The organism is Actinoplanes sp. NPDC026619, assembly GCF_040638295.1.
Taxonomy (GTDB): domain Bacteria; phylum Actinomycetota; class Actinomycetes; order Mycobacteriales; family Micromonosporaceae; genus Actinoplanes.
On the sequence record NZ_JBEZYA010000010.1, the window covers coordinates 1 to 14888 of the forward strand.

Here is a 14888-nt window from a genome sequence, read left to right on the forward strand (position 1 = left end):
GCCCACACCGCCGGCCACCGGCCCACCTGGCCCACCACCGCCCACCTGATCGACCTGCCCACCTACCCCTTCCAGCACCAGCGCTACTGGCTCACCCCCACCCCCTCCGCCGGCAACCCCGCCCACATCGGCCAGCAGTCCGCCGGCCACCCGCTCCTGGCCGCCGCCATCGACCTCCCCGACGACCGCGGCAGCGTCTTCACCGGGCGCCTGGCGCTCTCCGTGACATCGTGGTTGGCCGACCACGCCGTGGCCGGCTCGGTCCTGCTGCCCGGCACTGCCTTCGTCGAGATGGCCCTGCACGCCGGTAGCCTCGGCGGCTGCCCGGTCCTCGACGAGCTCAATCTCCAGGCCCCGCTGGTCATCCGGGCGCAGGGCGCGGTCCGGCTCCAGGCGACCCTCGGCCCGGACGAGCAGGGCCTGCGGTCGATCACCATCCACTCCCGGCCGGACGACGACCCCGACGCGCCGTGGACGCTGCATGCTGCCGGCTCGCTGACCGCGAGGCCCGGCGCCGCGGGCAAGGAGTTCGCGGCCTGGCCCCCGCCGGGTGCGACGCCGCTGGACGTGGACGGGATCTACCGGGGCCTGGCCGAGGCGGGTCTCGAGTACGGCCCGGCCTTCCAGGGCCTGCGGACCGCGTGGAAACGAGGCGACGAGGTGTTCGCCGAGGTGGACCTCCCGGCGGAGCAGCAGTCGCAGGCGCAGGCCTTCGGTCTTCACCCCGCGCTGCTCGACGCCGCCCTGCACGCGGCGGCCGAACTCGGCGCGACGGACGAGGAGCGGCGCACGGCTCGCCTGCCGTTCGCGTGGACCGGCGTGCGGCTGCATGCCGGCGGCGCCACCGAGCTCCGGGTCCGGCTCGCGCCGGCCGGCGCCGGCGCCGTGTCCCTGGACATCGCCGACGGTTCCGGCGCTGCCGTGGCCACGGTCGAGGCCCTCGCGGTACGCCCGATCACCGCGGCGACGCTTGCCGCCCTGGGGAAGGACGGCCCGGACGCGCTCTTCACCGTGCAGTGGACGGAGCTGCCGGCGTCGGCCGTCGTCCCCACCGGGAACTGGGCGGTGGTGGGCCCACCGGAGATGCGGGCGATCCTGCCGACGGTGCCGGGCTATCCCGACCTGACCGCGCTCGCGGCGGCCGCCACCGCCCCCGAGGTGATCGTGCTGCCCGGCCTGGCTCCGGCCGGCGAGCCGACGGCGGCCGACCTGCCCGCCCGCATTCACCGGACGCTGTCCGGCCTGCTCGCCACGGTCCAGCAGTGGCTCGCCGACGCCGACCACGCCGCATCCCGGCTGGTTCTGCTCACCCGCCGGGCGGTGCTCGTGCCCGGCGACGACGGCGACGCCGACCTGCTGCACGCCGCGGTCTGGGGCTTCGGGCGCAGCGTGCAGTCGGAGAACCCGGGCCGGCTGGTGCTGGCCGACGTGGACGACGACGACGTCTCCCTGCGGATGCTGCCGGCCGTGCTCGCGGACGACGAGCCGCAGGTGGTGATCCGCAACGGCGTGCGGTTCGCGGCCCGGCTGGCCCGGCCGGCCGGCGCGGAACCGGCCTCGCCGGCGGAGTTCGATCCGAACGGGACGGTTCTGGTCACCGGCGGCACCGGTCAGCTCGGCGCGCTCTTCGCCCGGCACCTGGTCCACGCGTACGGGGTCCGGCAACTGCTGCTCACCAGCCGCCGCGGCGCCGGCGCGCCCGGCGCCGCGGCGCTGCGCCGGGAACTCACCGAGCTGGGCGCCGAGGTCACCGTCGCCGCCTGCGACGTGAGCGACCGGGCCGCACTGGCCGCGCTGCTCACCGACGTGCCGGAGGCGCACCCGCTCACCGCGGTCGTGCACACCGCGGGCGTCCTCGACGACGGCGTGGCCGGCTCGCTGACCCCGGAACGCCTGGCTACGGTCCTGCGCCCGAAGGTGGACGCGGCGTGGCACCTGCACGAACTGACACGGCATGCGGATCTGAGCTCCTTCGTGCTGTTCTCGTCGTTCGCCGGCACGCTCGGCAACGCCGGGCAGGCCAGCTACGCCGCCGCGAACTCCTTCCTCGACGCCCTGGCCGCACACCGCCGGGTCGGGGGCCTGCCCGCCATCTCGCTGGCCTGGGGCCTGTGGGCGCAGGACGAGGGCATGGCGGCCCGCCTCGGCGACGAGCGGGTGGGCCGGATCAACCGGTCCGGGGTGACCGCGCTGACGCCGGAGCAGGGCCTTGCCCTGTTCGACCAGGCCCTCGTCCAGGATCTGGCGGTGGCCGTCCCGGCCGCGCTCGACCTGGCGGCGCTCCGCGGCCGGGCCACCTCCGGCCTGCTGCCGCCGCTGTTCCGGGGGCTGGTGCGCGTGCCGTCACGACGGCGGGCCGAGCCGGCCGGCGGCGCGCTGCGGGACCGGCTGGCCGGGCAGTCCCCGGAGGACCAGGAGAAGACGGTCCGAGCGCTGGTCCTCGACACCGTGACCACGGTGCTCGGCCATGCGCCGGGGCAGCGGGTCGACGCGGACCAGGCGTTCAAGGAGATGGGTTTCGACTCGCTCACGGCGGTCGAGCTGCGCAACCGGCTGGCCACCGCCACCCAGCTGCGGCTGGCGCCGACGATGGTGTTCGACTACCCGACACCGGCCCGGCTCGCCGAGCATCTGCGGGCCGTGCTGGCCCCGCCGCCGGCCGACCCGGCGGAACCGCTCCTCGCCGATCTCGACCGGTTGCGCGCCGCGCTGGCCGCCGTCGATCCGGGCGCGGAGGCGCGGGCCGCGATCACCACCAGCCTGCAGGTGATTCTCGCGAGCTGGCAGGAGACCGGCGAGCCGCCGGCCGGCGAGGCCGACGTCGCGGAACGACTGCGGACGGCGTCCAGCGACGAGATCTTCGACTTCATCGACAAGGAGCTGGGCTCCGTCAGCTGACCGCCGCCGGGACCGGGAGAGGACACGACGAATGACGTCCGAGGACAGGACACTGCAATACCTGAGGCGGGTCACGGCGGAACTCCACCAGACCCGTCAGCGGCTCACCGATCTGGAGTACAAGGCACGCGAGCCGATCGCGATCGTCTCGATGAGCGGCCAGTTCCCCGGTGGGGTGCGTTCCCCGGAGGAGCTCTGGCAGCTGGTCGACTCCGGCACGGACGCGGTGGGCGGGTTCCCCGTCAACCGTGGCTGGCGGGTCGACGAGCTCTATGACCCGGACCCGGAGCGCGCCGGTCGCTCGTACACCCGGGAAGGTGGTTTCCTCTACGAGGCCGACCATTTCGACCCGGCGTTCTTCGGGATGAGCCCGCGCGAGGCGATCGCCACCGACCCGCAGCAGCGGCTGCTGCTGGAAAGCACGTGGGAGGCGTTCGAGCGGGCCGGTATCGATCCGGCGGTGCTGCGCGGCAGCCGTACCGGACTGTTCGTCGGGGTGATGTACGGCGACTACGGCGCCCGGCTGCTCGAGGCGCCCAAGGAGTACGAGGCGTTCCTGCGCAACGGGAGCGCCGGCAGCGTCGCGTCGGGCCGGGTGGCGTACATCTTCGGCTTCGAGGGCCCGGCCGTCACCGTCGACACCGCCTGCTCCTCCTCGCTCGTCTCGCTCCACCTCGCCTGCCAGTCGCTGCGGCAGGAGGAGTGCTCGCTGGCCCTGGCCGGCGGGGTGACGGTGATGGCCACGCCGGGACTGTTCGTGGAGTTCAGCCGGCAGCGCGGGCTGTCGCCGGACGGCCGCTGCAAATCGTTCGGCTCCGGGGCCGACGGCGCGGGATTCGGCGAGGGCGTGGGCCTGCTGCTGCTGGAGCGGCTCTCCGACGCCCAGCGCCTCGGCCACCCCATCCTCGCGGTCATCCGCGGCAGCGCCGTCAACCAGGACGGCGCCAGCAACGGCCTCACCGCACCCAACGGACCCTCCCAGGAACGGGTCATCCGCCAAGCCCTCGCCAACGCCGGCCTGAACCCCGCCGACATCGACGCCGTCGAAGCACACGGCACCGGCACCACCCTCGGCGACCCCATCGAAGCCCAAGCGCTGCTCGCCACCTACGGCCAGAACCGGCCCACCGACCGGCCACTACGACTCGGCTCGATCAAATCCAACATCGGCCACACCCAAGCCGCCGCCGGCATCGCCGGGGTGATCAAAATGGTCATGGCGATGCGGCACGAACAACTGCCCCGAACCCTGTACGCGGACACGCCCACCCCGCACGTCGACTGGACCGCCGGCGCCGTCGCCCTTCTCACCGAGCCGGCGCCGTGGCCGGCCGACCCCGGCCGCCCCCGCCGCGCCGGCATCTCCTCGTTCGGGATCAGCGGCACCAACGCCCACCTCATCCTCGAGGAGCCACCCGCCGTGGAGCCGCCCCTCGGCGAGGCGGCACGGCCGGCCGCGCAGCTTCCGCTTCCCTGGCTGATCTCGGCACGCGGCGGTCCCGCACTCCGGGCCCAGGCCGGCCGGCTGCACGCTCACCTCGCGGCGCATCCCGGCCTGCACCCGGCGGACGTGGCCGTGGCCCTGGCCACCACTCGCGCGGCGTTCGAGCACCGGGCCGCGGTCGTCGGGGCGGATCGCACCGCGCTGCTGGCCGGGCTGGCCCGTCTCGCGGCGGGCGAGTCCGCCACCAACCTCGTGCACGGCACTGCCGGCGGCACGCCCACGGTGGCCTTCGTGTTCACCGGTCAGGGCAGCCAGCGCGCCGGGATGGGCCGCGAGCTGTACGACACGTACCCGGTGTTCCGCAAGGCGCTGGACGAGATCTGCACGCACCTCGACCGGGAGCTGCCGCGGCCGCTGCTGGAGGTCATGTTCGCCGCCGCGGGCTCGGCCGGGGCGGAGTTGCTCGACCAGACCCGGTACACCCAGACCGCGATCTTCGCGATCGAGGTGGCGCTGTTCCGGCTCCTCGAACACTGGGGGGTGACACCGGACGTGGTTGGCGGCCACTCCATCGGCGAGCTGAGCGCGGCCCACGTGGCCGGGGTGCTGTCGCTGGCCGACGCGTGCACGCTGGTGAGCGCCCGGGGCCGGCTGATGCAGGAGGCCGCCCGTCCGGGCGGCGCGATGATCGCGGTCCAGGCGAGCGAGGAGGAGCTGCTCTCCTCGTTCACCGGGCCGGACGGGGCCGTCGACCTCGCCGCGCTCAACGGGCCGGCCGCGGCGGTCGTCTCCGGCGACGAGGACGCGGCGCTGCGGGTCGCCGCGCACTGGAAGGAGCAGGGCCGCCGCGTCCGGCAGTTACGCGTCAGCCATGCGTTCCACTCCGCCCACATGGATCCGATGCTGGCGGCGTTCCGGGAGGTCGCCGAGGGCCTGACCTACGCCCCGCCGCGGCTGACGGTGGTGTCGAACGTGACCGGCTCGGTGGCCGGCGCCGAGCTGGCGACGGCGGACTACTGGGTCCGCCACGTCCGCGGCACCGTCCGGTTCGCCGACGGGGTGCGCGCCATGCACGAGCTCGGCGCCACCCTGTTCCTCGAGGTCGGGCCGGACGCCGTGCTCGCGTCGATGGTGACCGAGTGCCTCGCCGGAACCGGCGTCGTGCCGGCCCCGGTGCTGAACTCGCGGCGCCCGGAGACCCACACCCTCACGCTCGCGCTCGCCCGGGCGCACGCGCACGGCGTCCGGGTCGACTGGGGCTCGTTCCTCGCCGGCCAGGACGCGCGGGCGGTGCCGCTGCCGACCTATCCCTTCCAGCGCCGCCGCTACTGGCTGGACGCGCCCGACATGATCGGTGCCGAGCACCTGCCGGAGGTGGCCGGCCACGTCGAGGAAGCCGCCGATCGCGAGGAGGCGACCAGCGACGAGGCGGCCGACCTGCGCCGCACACTCGCCGGCCTCGACGAGACGGGGCGGGCGGAAGTCCTGCTCGACCTCGTCCGCCGGCACGCCGCCGCCGTGCTCGGCCACGCGTCCACCGACGACATCGACCCGGAGCTCGAGTTCGTGTCGCTAGGCTTCTCGTCCTTCACGGCGCTGGAACTGCGCAACCTGCTGTGCGAGGCCACCGGCCTGCTGTTGCCGCCGGTGACCGTCTTCGAATATCCGACCCCGGCCTCGCTCGTCGCCTACCTCGCCCACGAGCTGACCGGGGCGCACCCGGCTCCGTCCCTGAAGGAGTAACCCATGACATCGACCGTCGTCATCGCCGGGGCCGGCCCGGCCGGACTGCTGCTCGCCGGCGAGCTCTCCCTGGCCGGCGTCGAGACCGTGGTGATCGAGCCACGGGCCGGCGCCGGGACCCGCTCCAGCGGGATGGCCATCCACAGCCGTACGCTGGAAACTCTGAACCTCCGCGGCCTGGCCGCGCCGATCCGGGCCGAGATGATCCGGTGGCCGCGCACGCCGTTCGCGATGCTGTGGCTCGATCTCGACGCGGTGACCGAGAGCGATTGGACATACGGCTTCCCGCAGTGGCGCACCGAGACCCTGCTGGCGGAGTGGGCCACCGGTCAAGGCGCCGAGCTTCGCCGGGAGCAGGAGGTGGTCGGCTTCACGCAGGACGAGACCGGGGTGACGGTCGACGTGCGTCCCGCCACCGGTGCGGCGTACCAGATCCGAGCGGCCTACCTGGTCGGGTGCGACGGCGCGGAGAGCGTGGTGCGGCGCGGCGCGGGCATCGAGCTGGCCGGTAACCTGCCCGGCTACTACGGCATCCTCGGCGACGTGCCGCTCACCGACGAACTCGAGAGCCTCTTCGAGGCCGGCCCCCGGCCCGGCGGCATGTTCGGAGCGCTGCCGATCGAGGAGGGCATGTTGCGGCTCATGTCGATCGAGTTCGACCGAGAGCCGCCGGTGGACGCCGGGCCGCCCACCGTGGCCGAGCTGGCGGCCGGTGTGGGCCGGCTGAACGGCGAGGAGCCGAAGCTGACCGACGCCTACTTCCTGGCCCGGTTCGGCGGGCCGTCCCGGGTGGCGGCGGAGTATCGCCGTGGCCGGGTGCTGCTCGCCGGGGACGCGGCGCATCAATACTTCATCTCCGGGACGCAGGCGATGAACACCGGCCTCCAGGACGCCATGAACCTCGGCTGGAAGCTGGCGGCGGAGATCCACGGCTGGGCGCCGGCCGGCCTGCTGGACAGTTACGCGGCCGAGCGGCAACCGGTCGGGCGGCGGATGCTGCTGCACGCCGAGTCGGTGGTCGCGATGCTGCACCCGCTGGACCGGCTGGCCTCACTGCGCACCCTGTTCACCGAGCTGATCGAGTTCGAGGACGTCAGCCGGCACCTGTTGCGGATGACCACCGTGACGCGCTACCCGGGCGGCGACCACCCGCTGACCGGCACTGCCGTCGCCGATCAGCCACTGGTGACCGCGAGCGGCCCGGCCACGATCGCGGAGGCGATGCGCTCCGGGCACGGCCTGCTGCTGGACGTCTCCGGCGACGGGGGCCCGGCGCCGGACGTCGCGGAGTGGTCCGGGCGGGTCGAGACGGTCGTGGCCGCGCCGCTGCCGGGGGTCGACGCCGAGGTGCTCCTGATCCGCCCGGACGGGCACATCGCGTACGCGGGCGCCAAGAGCGGCCTCCGCCGGGCGCTGACCGCCTGGTTCGGCGGCGACCCGGGGAGCGACCAGGCGCCGGAGTCCGCCGAGATAGACGGAGCCTGGCGCCTGATCGTGGACAGCCCGATGGGCAAGCAGGACGTCACGGTTCGCCTCACGGAGGCCGCCGGAGCGCTGACCGGCACGCTGACCAACAACGGCAACCAGATGAGCACCGAACTGCTCGACGGCCGGTTCGACGGCGCGGCCCTGCGGTGGAAGGTCAAGCTGAAGCGGCTGCCCAGCCTGACATTCACGGTGACGATCCGCGGCGACGACATGTCCGGGACGGCGAAGGCGACGATGCTCGGCGGGTTCGCCGTCCAGGGCCGGCGTGACCGATGACCGCCCTAATCAGGAGTTACCGTCAGGGCCTGGCTGGGGCAGATGAGGGCGGCCTCGTGAGCGGCCGGATGCAGCTCCGGTGGCGGGTTGTCGTCGAGGACGATCACGGTGCCGTCGGCCGGTGACTGATCGAAGAGCTCCGGCTCGGTCAGCACGCACTGACCGGCGCCCACGCATCGGGTGAGATCAGCGACGATCTTCATGCCGGGTCACCACGCCACCGGCAGCGCGTACAACCCGTAGATCTGGGCATCGGCCTTGAACGGCAGATCGTCGACACCGGCGGCGAGCCGCAGCGTCGGCACCCGGCGGAGCAGCGTGTCGAAGACCGCCTGGAGCTCGGCCCGGGCCAGATTCTGCCCCAGGCACTGGTGCGGGCCGAAGCCGAAGGCGACGTGCTGCCGGGCCGAGCGGTCGAGGTCGAACGTGTCCGGGTCGGGGAACACCGACGGGTCGCGGTTGGCGACCAGGCCGAGGGTGAGGACGCCCTCGCCGGCCCGGATCCGCACGCCGCCCACGGTGGTGTCGGCGACCGCGATCCGCGCCACCACAGTGTCCACGATGGTGAAATAGCGCAGCATCTCCTCGACGGCGCCCGCCGTGCCCTCCGGCGCGGAACGCAGCTTGGCGAGCTGGGCGGGATTGTCCATCAGCTGGAGCGCGCCCAGCGAGATCATGTTCGCGGTCGTCTCGTGGCCGGCGACCAGCAGCAGGAAGCCGAGTGCGGCGAGCGACCGGCGATCGTACGTGCCCTCGGCCCGGCGTTGCCGGATCTGCCGCCCGAGCAGGTCGTCCGGCGGGTCGGCCTCCTTGCTCGCGATCAGGTCGGACATGTAGTCGCGAACCTGCCCGAAGGCTTCCCGGCGCCGCTCCGGCGCGATGTCCCGCTTGATCATCGCGGCCGTGCCGGCCTGGAAGAATTCGTGGTCGGCGTAGGGCACGCCGAGCATCGCGCAGATCACCCGCGACGGCACCGGCAGCGAGACGGCCTCGACCAGATCGGCCGGCTTCGGCCCGGCCAGGAGCTGGTCGACCTGCTCGTCGACGATCCGCTGGATCTCGGGAACGAGCGCGTTGATCCGGCGGACGGTGAACTCGCCCAGAACCGCGCGGCGGGCCGGCCCGTGCTGCGGCGGATCCATGGTGAGGATGGTGCGGTCGGCCTCGTCCGAGGTTGCCCGGCCCGGCCGCAGGTCGGCCGGGGCCTGGTTGGGAAAGCCGGGACGGAACCGGTCGGCGCTGAAGCTGGTGTCGTTGAGGACCTGCCGCACGTGCTCGTGCTTGCTCACCACCCAGGTCCAGGTGCCGTCGGGCAGCCGGACCTTGGTGATCGGGTCCTCTTCGGCGATCTCCCGGTAGGCGGCGGGAGGGGTGTAGGGGCAGGTGCGGGTCACCGGGAATTGATGCATGGACACTCCTCGGCAGGGGATGGCCGTATGTGGAGGATTCTCTTCCGGTTACCCGTCGACCGTACCTTCGCGAAGGCCCGCAGTCCACCATCAAACGGGCGCTGATCGGCTGCACCTCTCCTGACGTGCGAGAATCCGGCACCATCGTCAGGAGGCCGGCCCATGACGCTTCGCGCGGACGCGCGACGCAACCGCGAACAGATCATCGCCGCCGCTCGCACCGTCTTCGCCGAGCGCGGCTACGACGTGCCGATGGACGAGATCGCCCGGGCCGCACGGGTCGGCGTCGGCACGCTCTACCGTCGTTTCCCCGACCGCGACGCGCTTATCCGGGCGGTGGCGACCGACAGCCTCACCCGCATCCTGGACGAGGCGCGCACGGCCGAAGCCGAGGAGTCGAGCGCCTGGCCCGCGCTGGTCCGGCTGCTGACCCGGTCGGCCGAGCTCCAGTTCAGCCCGGTGGCGGTGCAGGGCGCCGACCCGGCCATCGCGGGCCTGCGCGATGACCTGCTGGAGCGGCTCGGCCGCCTGGTGCTCGCCGCCCAGCAGGAGGGCCGGCTGCGCGCCGACGTCGGGGTGGGCGATGTGGCCCAGCTGTCCGCGCTGATCCTGCGCCCACTGTCGGCCCGTGACCCGGAGATCGCCCGCATGTCGGCGAGCCGCTGCACCGCGATCCTGATCGACGGCCTGCAGGCGAGGCCGGGCGCGGCCCTGCCCGGCCGCCCCCTGCAGCGCCAGGACCTGAGCCACTGACCGGCCGGCCGCATGCGTGGCTCCGCTGCCCGCTACCGCAGGGCGCCGAAGACCGCACCGGCGACCACGGCGCCGATGGCCGAGCCGACCAGCACCTGGGCCGTGGTGTGGTCGCGCAACTGCACCCGGGACCAGGCCACGGCAGCCGTGATTGCCGAGGCCAACAGGAGCCACGGGCCGAAGACCATGGTCAGGACCACGGTCGTCGCCGCGGCCACGCCCGCGTGGATGCTCGACTTCCAGAAGTGGTTGATCGCGGTGGCGATCACGCCGCCGGCCAGTGAGGCCACGATCAACGCTGTCAGCTCTCGCGGGGCGTGCAGGAACAGCAGCAGGGCCAGGCCGATCGTCACCGAGGCCAGGCCGAACAGCAGCGGGCGGGTTCGTTGCTCGCGCACGCCGATGTGGTGGTCGGTCAGGGTGCCGCGGCGGACGCCGCGCAAGATCAACGCGTACGGGAGCACGGCGCAGAAGAGGCTGGCCAGCAAACCCCACAGCAAACCCACAGTTATTGATGTCGATGCATGGGCGCCGACGACCAGGGGAAGCACTGCGGCCAGCACAGCTGGGGCGAAGAGCTCCGTCAGGCCGCGTGCCAAAGTGTCCCTGGTGTTACGCACCGGTCACATCCTGCCTTCCATGGGAGCGCTTCTCGTGCTGAAATGAAGATCTTCGATCCGACGCGGGCTGCGATGCGTATCACTGGTGAACCTTGGCAGACGTCTGGCGAGTGGAGGTGTCGCGGTGGCCGTAGGGCCTGGTAGTGGGGATGATCATCAGTGGTTCGGGGCGGTCAGCGAGCCTACCCAGTCGATGCCGACGATTCCCCGGCAGCCACCGCCCGTGGTGGTGGCGCGCGCGGTCATCGTCTATCAGGAGAAGCCGCGTAAGCCGTGGCGCCTGTGGGCGTTCACCGCGGTGCTCGTCGCGTTGACGATCGGCGTCGTGCTGGGGCAGACGGTGGCGTTCGAGCCGACCTACCGCGCGACGGCGAACGCGCAGACCCCGGCGCCGGCCGACGTGATCCAGTCGCTGCCGGCCAGCGGGGTGCCGTGGCCGGATGCCGCGCATCAGCTGACCGCGCCGCTCGGCACGGTGAAGACCCGCACGCTCGAGGTGGCCGGCACCTCAGCGGTGTTGCACGTGCGCAGCGCGGACCTGGGCGACAAGCTGTATGACATCGCGACCATCGACCGCAGCGCGGTGCCCCACCTGGTGGATACCAAGGCCAGCGCGCGGGTGGAGCTGGTCAAGTCCGGCGAGGCCGGGACGGTCGGCGCGGAGATCCAGCTCAACTCGAAGGTGAAGTGGACGCTCAAGCTGGCCGGCGGCACCAGCGAGCAGAACGTGGACATGCAGGCGGGCGGGGCCACGGCCGTCACGATGACCGGCGGCACCGCACACGCGGTGCTTCAACTGCCACCCCCGACCGGCACGGTGCGTCTGTCGGTGGCGGGCACGGTCGGGGAATTGAGCGTACGGCGAAAGACCGGCACCGCCGTGCGGATCAAGCTGACCAAGGGCGCCAAGACCGCGACCGTGGACGGCAAGACTCAGGGTGAGGTGAAGCCCGGCACCCTGAGCTCGACCGACTTCAAGACCGCGAAGGACCGCTATGAGGTGGCGGTCTCCGGCCCGGTCTCGTCGCTGGTGTCCGAGACGTTCTAGCTCAGTCTTCAGTCCGGTCAAGGGCGGCGGCGGGGCGGTCGGACGGGGGATCCTCCCCCGTCAGGCCGTCGATCGCCTCGCGGAACAGGTCGGCGTGCCCGACGTGCCGGGCGTACTCGTCGTGCACGTCGACGATGATGCGCCGCAGGTTGGGCGGGTTTCCCTGGTCGTCGGCGGTGAACTTCGCCGGCTGATCGAGCCCGCCCGCCGCGAGCGCCTCGGCCATCGCCGCCCGCGAGCGCGCCACCGCGTCCCGCCACAGGCCGTAGAGCACCGCCGGTGAATCGTCGGCCGCGGTCCGCCAGACCCACGTGGGGTCGTCGCGGTCGGCGGCGGAGAGCGGCGGCCCGGGCGGCTTCCCGCTGAAGTCGATCGTGTACCGCTCCTCGACCATCGCCAGGTGCTTGATCAACCCGCCGAGCGTCATCGACGACGGCGGGTGCGCCCGGTTGAGGGCGGAGGCGTCGAGGCCGCCGGTCTTCCAGGCGAACTGCGCCCGCGACCGGTCCAGCGCGAACAGCAGCATCTCGGCCTCGCCGGCGTCCAGCGCCGGCTCGTGGATCGTGGTGTCGTCGGTCATGGCGGCCAGACTAGGCTCGGTTCCGGTCGAAAGGCGTCCGGAACATGAACCCCACCGCGCGAGCCCTGCAAACTCTCGAACTGATCCAGAGCAGTCCCGGCATCACCGCCGAGCGGCTGGCCGACAAGCTGGGCGTCACCGAGCGGGCGGCCCGCCGCTACGTGGGTTTCCTGCGCGACGCCGGCATCCCGATCGAGTCGACCCGCGGCCCGTACGGTGGCTATCGGATCGGCCGTGGTTTGCGCCTGCCGCCGTTGATGTTCTCGGCGACCGAGGCGCTGGGCCTGGTCATGGCGGTCCTGGACGGTCATCATGACGCGACCGAGGGGCCCGTCGGCGCCGCCCTCGGCAAGATCATGCGAGCGCTTCCCGAGCCGGTCGCGGCACAAGCCGCAGCGGTACGCCAGAAGGCCGCGCCCGTCCCCGACCGCGGCGCCGCCCGCCCCGATCCGGGGATCACCGCCGCCCTGGTCGAGGCGTGCGAGCGACGGCAGCGGACGATCGTGCACTACCGCGCCGAGTCCGGCACCGAGCGGGACCACGACACCGAGCCGTGGGCGGTGGTGGTGCGCCACGGCCGGTGGTACCTGCTGTGCGGAACCGCGCGGGGCCGCCGCGCCTACCGCATCGACCGGGTGCTGAGCGTCGAGGCGCAGGCCGGCACGTTCGAGCCGCCGACCGGTCTGGACCCGGCGAAGGAGCTGGAGGACCACCTCGCGGTCGGCTGGGAGTTCACCACCGACGTACTCATCGAGGCGCCGCACGCCGCCGCCGAGCCATGCGTCCCCCGCAGCCTGGGCCGGCTGGAGCCGGCCGGCGAAAGCCGATGCCGCCTGACCGGCACAACGAGCAACCCGAAGTGGTACGCCGAGCAGCTCACCGCCGTGCCGGTCCCGTTCACCATCACCGGCGGCCCGGAACTTCGTCGCGCGGCCCAGGAAATCGGCCGCCGGCTGATGGATGCGGCGGCAGGCGAAGCCGTCCCCCGGCCGACCGGAGACCCCGCGGCGGAGGACGGCGGCCGGGCGGGCGCCGCGTCAGCGGGCGAGCCAGCCGCCGTCGACCGGCAGGACGGTGCCGTGGATGTAGCGGGCCGCGTCGGAGGCCAGGAAGACGACGGCGCCGGCCAGGTCGGCGGGGGTGCCCCAGCGGCCGGCCGGGATGCGGTCGAGGATGGCGGCGGCGCGGGCCGGGTCGTCGCGTAGGGCGGCCGTGTTGTCGGTGGCCATGTAACCCGGGGCCACCGCGTTGACGTTGACGCCGTGCGCCGCCCACTCGTTGGCCAGGGCTTTGGTCAGGCCGACCACCGCGTGTTTGGCCGCCGTGTAGGCCGGGACCCGAATGCCGCCCTGGAAGGACAGCATCGACGCGACGTTGATGATTTTGCCGCCGCCGGGGGCATCGAGCATGATCCGGCCGGCCGCCTGGGACAGGTGCCACACCGCGTCGAGGTCGACGGTCAGCACCTCGTCCCAGTCGGCGGCGGGGAAGGCGGCCGCGTCGTCGCGGCGGATGATGCCGGCGTTGTTGACCAGGATGTCCACCCGGCCCAGCTCGTCGAGGACTCTGTGGACCGCGTCGGCAAGATCGTCCTTGGCCAGGTCGCAGGGCACGTAGAGGACGCGGCGGCCGAGCGCGGAGACCGCCGCCATCGTGTTGGCGGGGGCCGAGCGGCACAGCAGGGCGATGTCGGCGCCGGCCTCGGCCAGGGCGATCGCGCTCCCCTGGCCGAGGCCGCGGTTGCCGCCGGTGACCAGGGCGACCCGCCCGTCGAGCCGGAAGCTGTCCAGGATCATCGTCAGTGCCCCAGGTCGCGCAGCATCGGCACGGTGCGGCCCACCCACGACAGGTTGACGTCCTCGATGGCGCCCTGGGTGCGCTGGGTGCCGGCCAGGAACCACAGGTAGTAGGTGGTATAGCCGGGCGCGCTGGCCACCGTGTGGTAACCGGACGGCATCATCTGCACGGCGTGGTCGCGGGCGGTGTAGTTCTCCTCGTAGCCGTCGTCGGTGTAGACCCGGGAGATCCCGAAGCCGTCGCCGGGTGAGACCCGGAAGTAGTACATCTCCTCGTGCGCGGCCTCGCCGGGCAGGTCGTCGAACTTGTGCCGGTGCGGCGGGAACGTGCTCCAGTTGCCGGAGGGGGTGTAGGTCTCCCCCACGATCAGCCGCCGGGCGGGCAGCTCGGGCTGGGCGATCTCGGTGAGGATCTGGTGGAAGGTGCGCCCGAAGTTGGCGGCGCCCCACCGGCCGTTCGCGACCTGCGCGGGCGCAATGACGTAGGGCGCCACGGCCAGGTCGCTGGGCGCGCTGGGCAGCGCGATCTCGACCGGACCGCCCAGGGCGGAAATGGCGAACGACGAACCGGCCGGAATGTAGACCGAGTGCGGCTTCCCCCCGAAGACGTTAGGCCGGCCGCCGACCTCGGAGAACTTCTCCTCGCCAACCGTGAACGACGCCTTCCCGCCCAGGAGCACGGCGAGGATCTCCCGGTCACCGGACTCGCCCGACCACGACTCCCCCGCCGACAGCCGCAACAGCTGGAAGTCGAGCAGGTCGCAGGGGTTGAACGGCAGCGCGTTGAGGCCGGAGTCGGCGGGGATCGTGCAGTGATAGCGGTAGTCCATGGG

At 72.9% G+C, this 14888-nt stretch carries 11 protein-coding genes and 1 pseudogene; 6 read left to right on the forward strand and 6 right to left on the reverse strand.

The window, feature by feature from the left end:
- The 3 genes from AB0E90_RS22175 to AB0E90_RS22185 form a co-directional block, all read left to right on the forward strand.
- Positions 1-2898: type I polyketide synthase (locus AB0E90_RS22175; protein ID WP_360408524.1), on the forward strand; the 2898-nt coding region annotated here is incomplete at its 5' end.
- A 31-nt stretch (positions 2899-2929) separates the two neighbouring features.
- Positions 2930-6085 (forward strand): beta-ketoacyl synthase N-terminal-like domain-containing protein, encoded by a 3156-nt coding sequence (locus AB0E90_RS22180; protein WP_360408527.1) that lies wholly within the window; start codon positions 2930-2932, stop codon positions 6083-6085.
- A gap of 3 nt (positions 6086-6088) precedes the next feature.
- Positions 6089-7849: an FAD-dependent monooxygenase gene (locus tag AB0E90_RS22185; protein ID WP_360408530.1), complete on the forward strand. Its 1761-nt coding sequence runs from the start codon at positions 6089-6091 to the stop codon at positions 7847-7849.
- A gap of 5 nt (positions 7850-7854) precedes the next feature.
- On the opposite strand, the gene AB0E90_RS22190 is transcribed toward AB0E90_RS22185, so the two are convergent.
- A complete protein-coding gene (locus AB0E90_RS22190) occupies positions 7855-8052 on the reverse strand; it encodes a ferredoxin (protein ID WP_360408533.1) in 198 nt (65 codons plus the stop codon).
- 6 nt (positions 8053-8058) lie between these two features.
- Positions 8059-9258, reverse strand: coding sequence for a cytochrome P450 (locus tag AB0E90_RS22195; RefSeq protein ID WP_360408536.1), 1200 nt, complete (start codon positions 9256-9258; stop codon positions 8059-8061).
- 162 nt (positions 9259-9420) lie between these two features.
- Here AB0E90_RS22195 and AB0E90_RS22200 point away from each other — a divergent pair, with 162 nt between their 5' ends.
- Entirely contained in the window at positions 9421-10011 is a 591-nt protein-coding gene (locus tag AB0E90_RS22200; RefSeq protein ID WP_360408539.1) for a helix-turn-helix domain-containing protein, read from the forward strand.
- Between the two features lie 32 nt (positions 10012-10043).
- On the opposite strand, the gene AB0E90_RS22205 is transcribed toward AB0E90_RS22200, so the two are convergent.
- Positions 10044-10631: a phosphoesterase PA-phosphatase gene (locus AB0E90_RS22205; protein ID WP_360408542.1), complete on the reverse strand. Its 588-nt coding sequence runs from the start codon at positions 10629-10631 to the stop codon at positions 10044-10046.
- Positions 10632-10824: 193 nt separating this feature from the next.
- Here AB0E90_RS22205 and AB0E90_RS22210 point away from each other — a divergent pair, with 193 nt between their 5' ends.
- The gene (locus tag AB0E90_RS22210) at positions 10825-11679 is read left to right on the forward strand and encodes a hypothetical protein (RefSeq protein WP_360408545.1); all 855 of its coding nucleotides are present in this window, start codon (positions 10825-10827) and stop codon (positions 11677-11679) included.
- Position 11680: 1 nt separating this feature from the next.
- On the opposite strand, the gene AB0E90_RS22215 is transcribed toward AB0E90_RS22210, so the two are convergent.
- Positions 11681-12259 carry a DUF664 domain-containing protein gene (locus AB0E90_RS22215; RefSeq protein WP_360408548.1) on the reverse strand — a complete coding sequence of 193 codons (579 nt, stop codon included), beginning with the start codon at positions 12257-12259 and terminating at the stop codon, positions 11681-11683.
- Between the two features lie 44 nt (positions 12260-12303).
- Here AB0E90_RS22215 and AB0E90_RS22220 point away from each other — a divergent pair.
- A pseudogene (locus AB0E90_RS22220) lies at positions 12304-13203 on the forward strand (WYL domain-containing protein); the annotation flags it as partial.
- 93 nt (positions 13204-13296) lie between these two features.
- On the opposite strand, the gene kduD reads toward AB0E90_RS22220, so the two are convergent.
- Together kduD and iolB are read right to left on the reverse strand one after the other, a co-directional pair.
- The gene (kduD, locus tag AB0E90_RS22225) at positions 13297-14055 is read right to left on the reverse strand and encodes a 2-dehydro-3-deoxy-D-gluconate 5-dehydrogenase KduD (protein WP_360408551.1); all 759 of its coding nucleotides are present in this window, start codon (positions 14053-14055) and stop codon (positions 13297-13299) included.
- Positions 14056-14057: 2 nt separating this feature from the next.
- Complete coding sequence (gene iolB, locus AB0E90_RS22230; protein ID WP_360408554.1) at positions 14058-14885, reverse strand: 5-deoxy-glucuronate isomerase; 828 nt, start codon at positions 14883-14885, stop codon at positions 14058-14060.
- Positions 14886-14888: the final 3 nt, after the last annotated feature.

Bases quoted from the DNA above. Each gene is read 5' to 3' on its own strand.
- AB0E90_RS22185 (WP_360408530.1), top strand. From the start codon at position 6,089: ATGACATCGACCGTCGTCATCGCCGGGGCCGGCCCGGCCGGACTGCTG.
- AB0E90_RS22190 (WP_360408533.1), bottom strand. From the start codon at position 8,052: ATGAAGATCGTCGCTGATCTCACCCGATGCGTGGGCGCCGGTCAGTGC.
- AB0E90_RS22210 (WP_360408545.1), top strand. From the start codon at position 10,825: ATGCCGACGATTCCCCGGCAGCCACCGCCCGTGGTGGTGGCGCGCGCG.
- kduD (WP_360408551.1), bottom strand. From the start codon at position 14,055: ATGATCCTGGACAGCTTCCGGCTCGACGGGCGGGTCGCCCTGGTCACC.
- AB0E90_RS22195 (WP_360408536.1), bottom strand. From the start codon at position 9,258: ATGCATCAATTCCCGGTGACCCGCACCTGCCCCTACACCCCTCCCGCC.
- AB0E90_RS22200 (WP_360408539.1), top strand. From the start codon at position 9,421: ATGACGCTTCGCGCGGACGCGCGACGCAACCGCGAACAGATCATCGCC.
- iolB (WP_360408554.1), bottom strand. From the start codon at position 14,885: ATGGACTACCGCTATCACTGCACGATCCCCGCCGACTCCGGCCTCAAC.
- AB0E90_RS22215 (WP_360408548.1), bottom strand. From the start codon at position 12,259: ATGACCGACGACACCACGATCCACGAGCCGGCGCTGGACGCCGGCGAG.
- AB0E90_RS22180 (WP_360408527.1), top strand. From the start codon at position 2,930: ATGACGTCCGAGGACAGGACACTGCAATACCTGAGGCGGGTCACGGCG.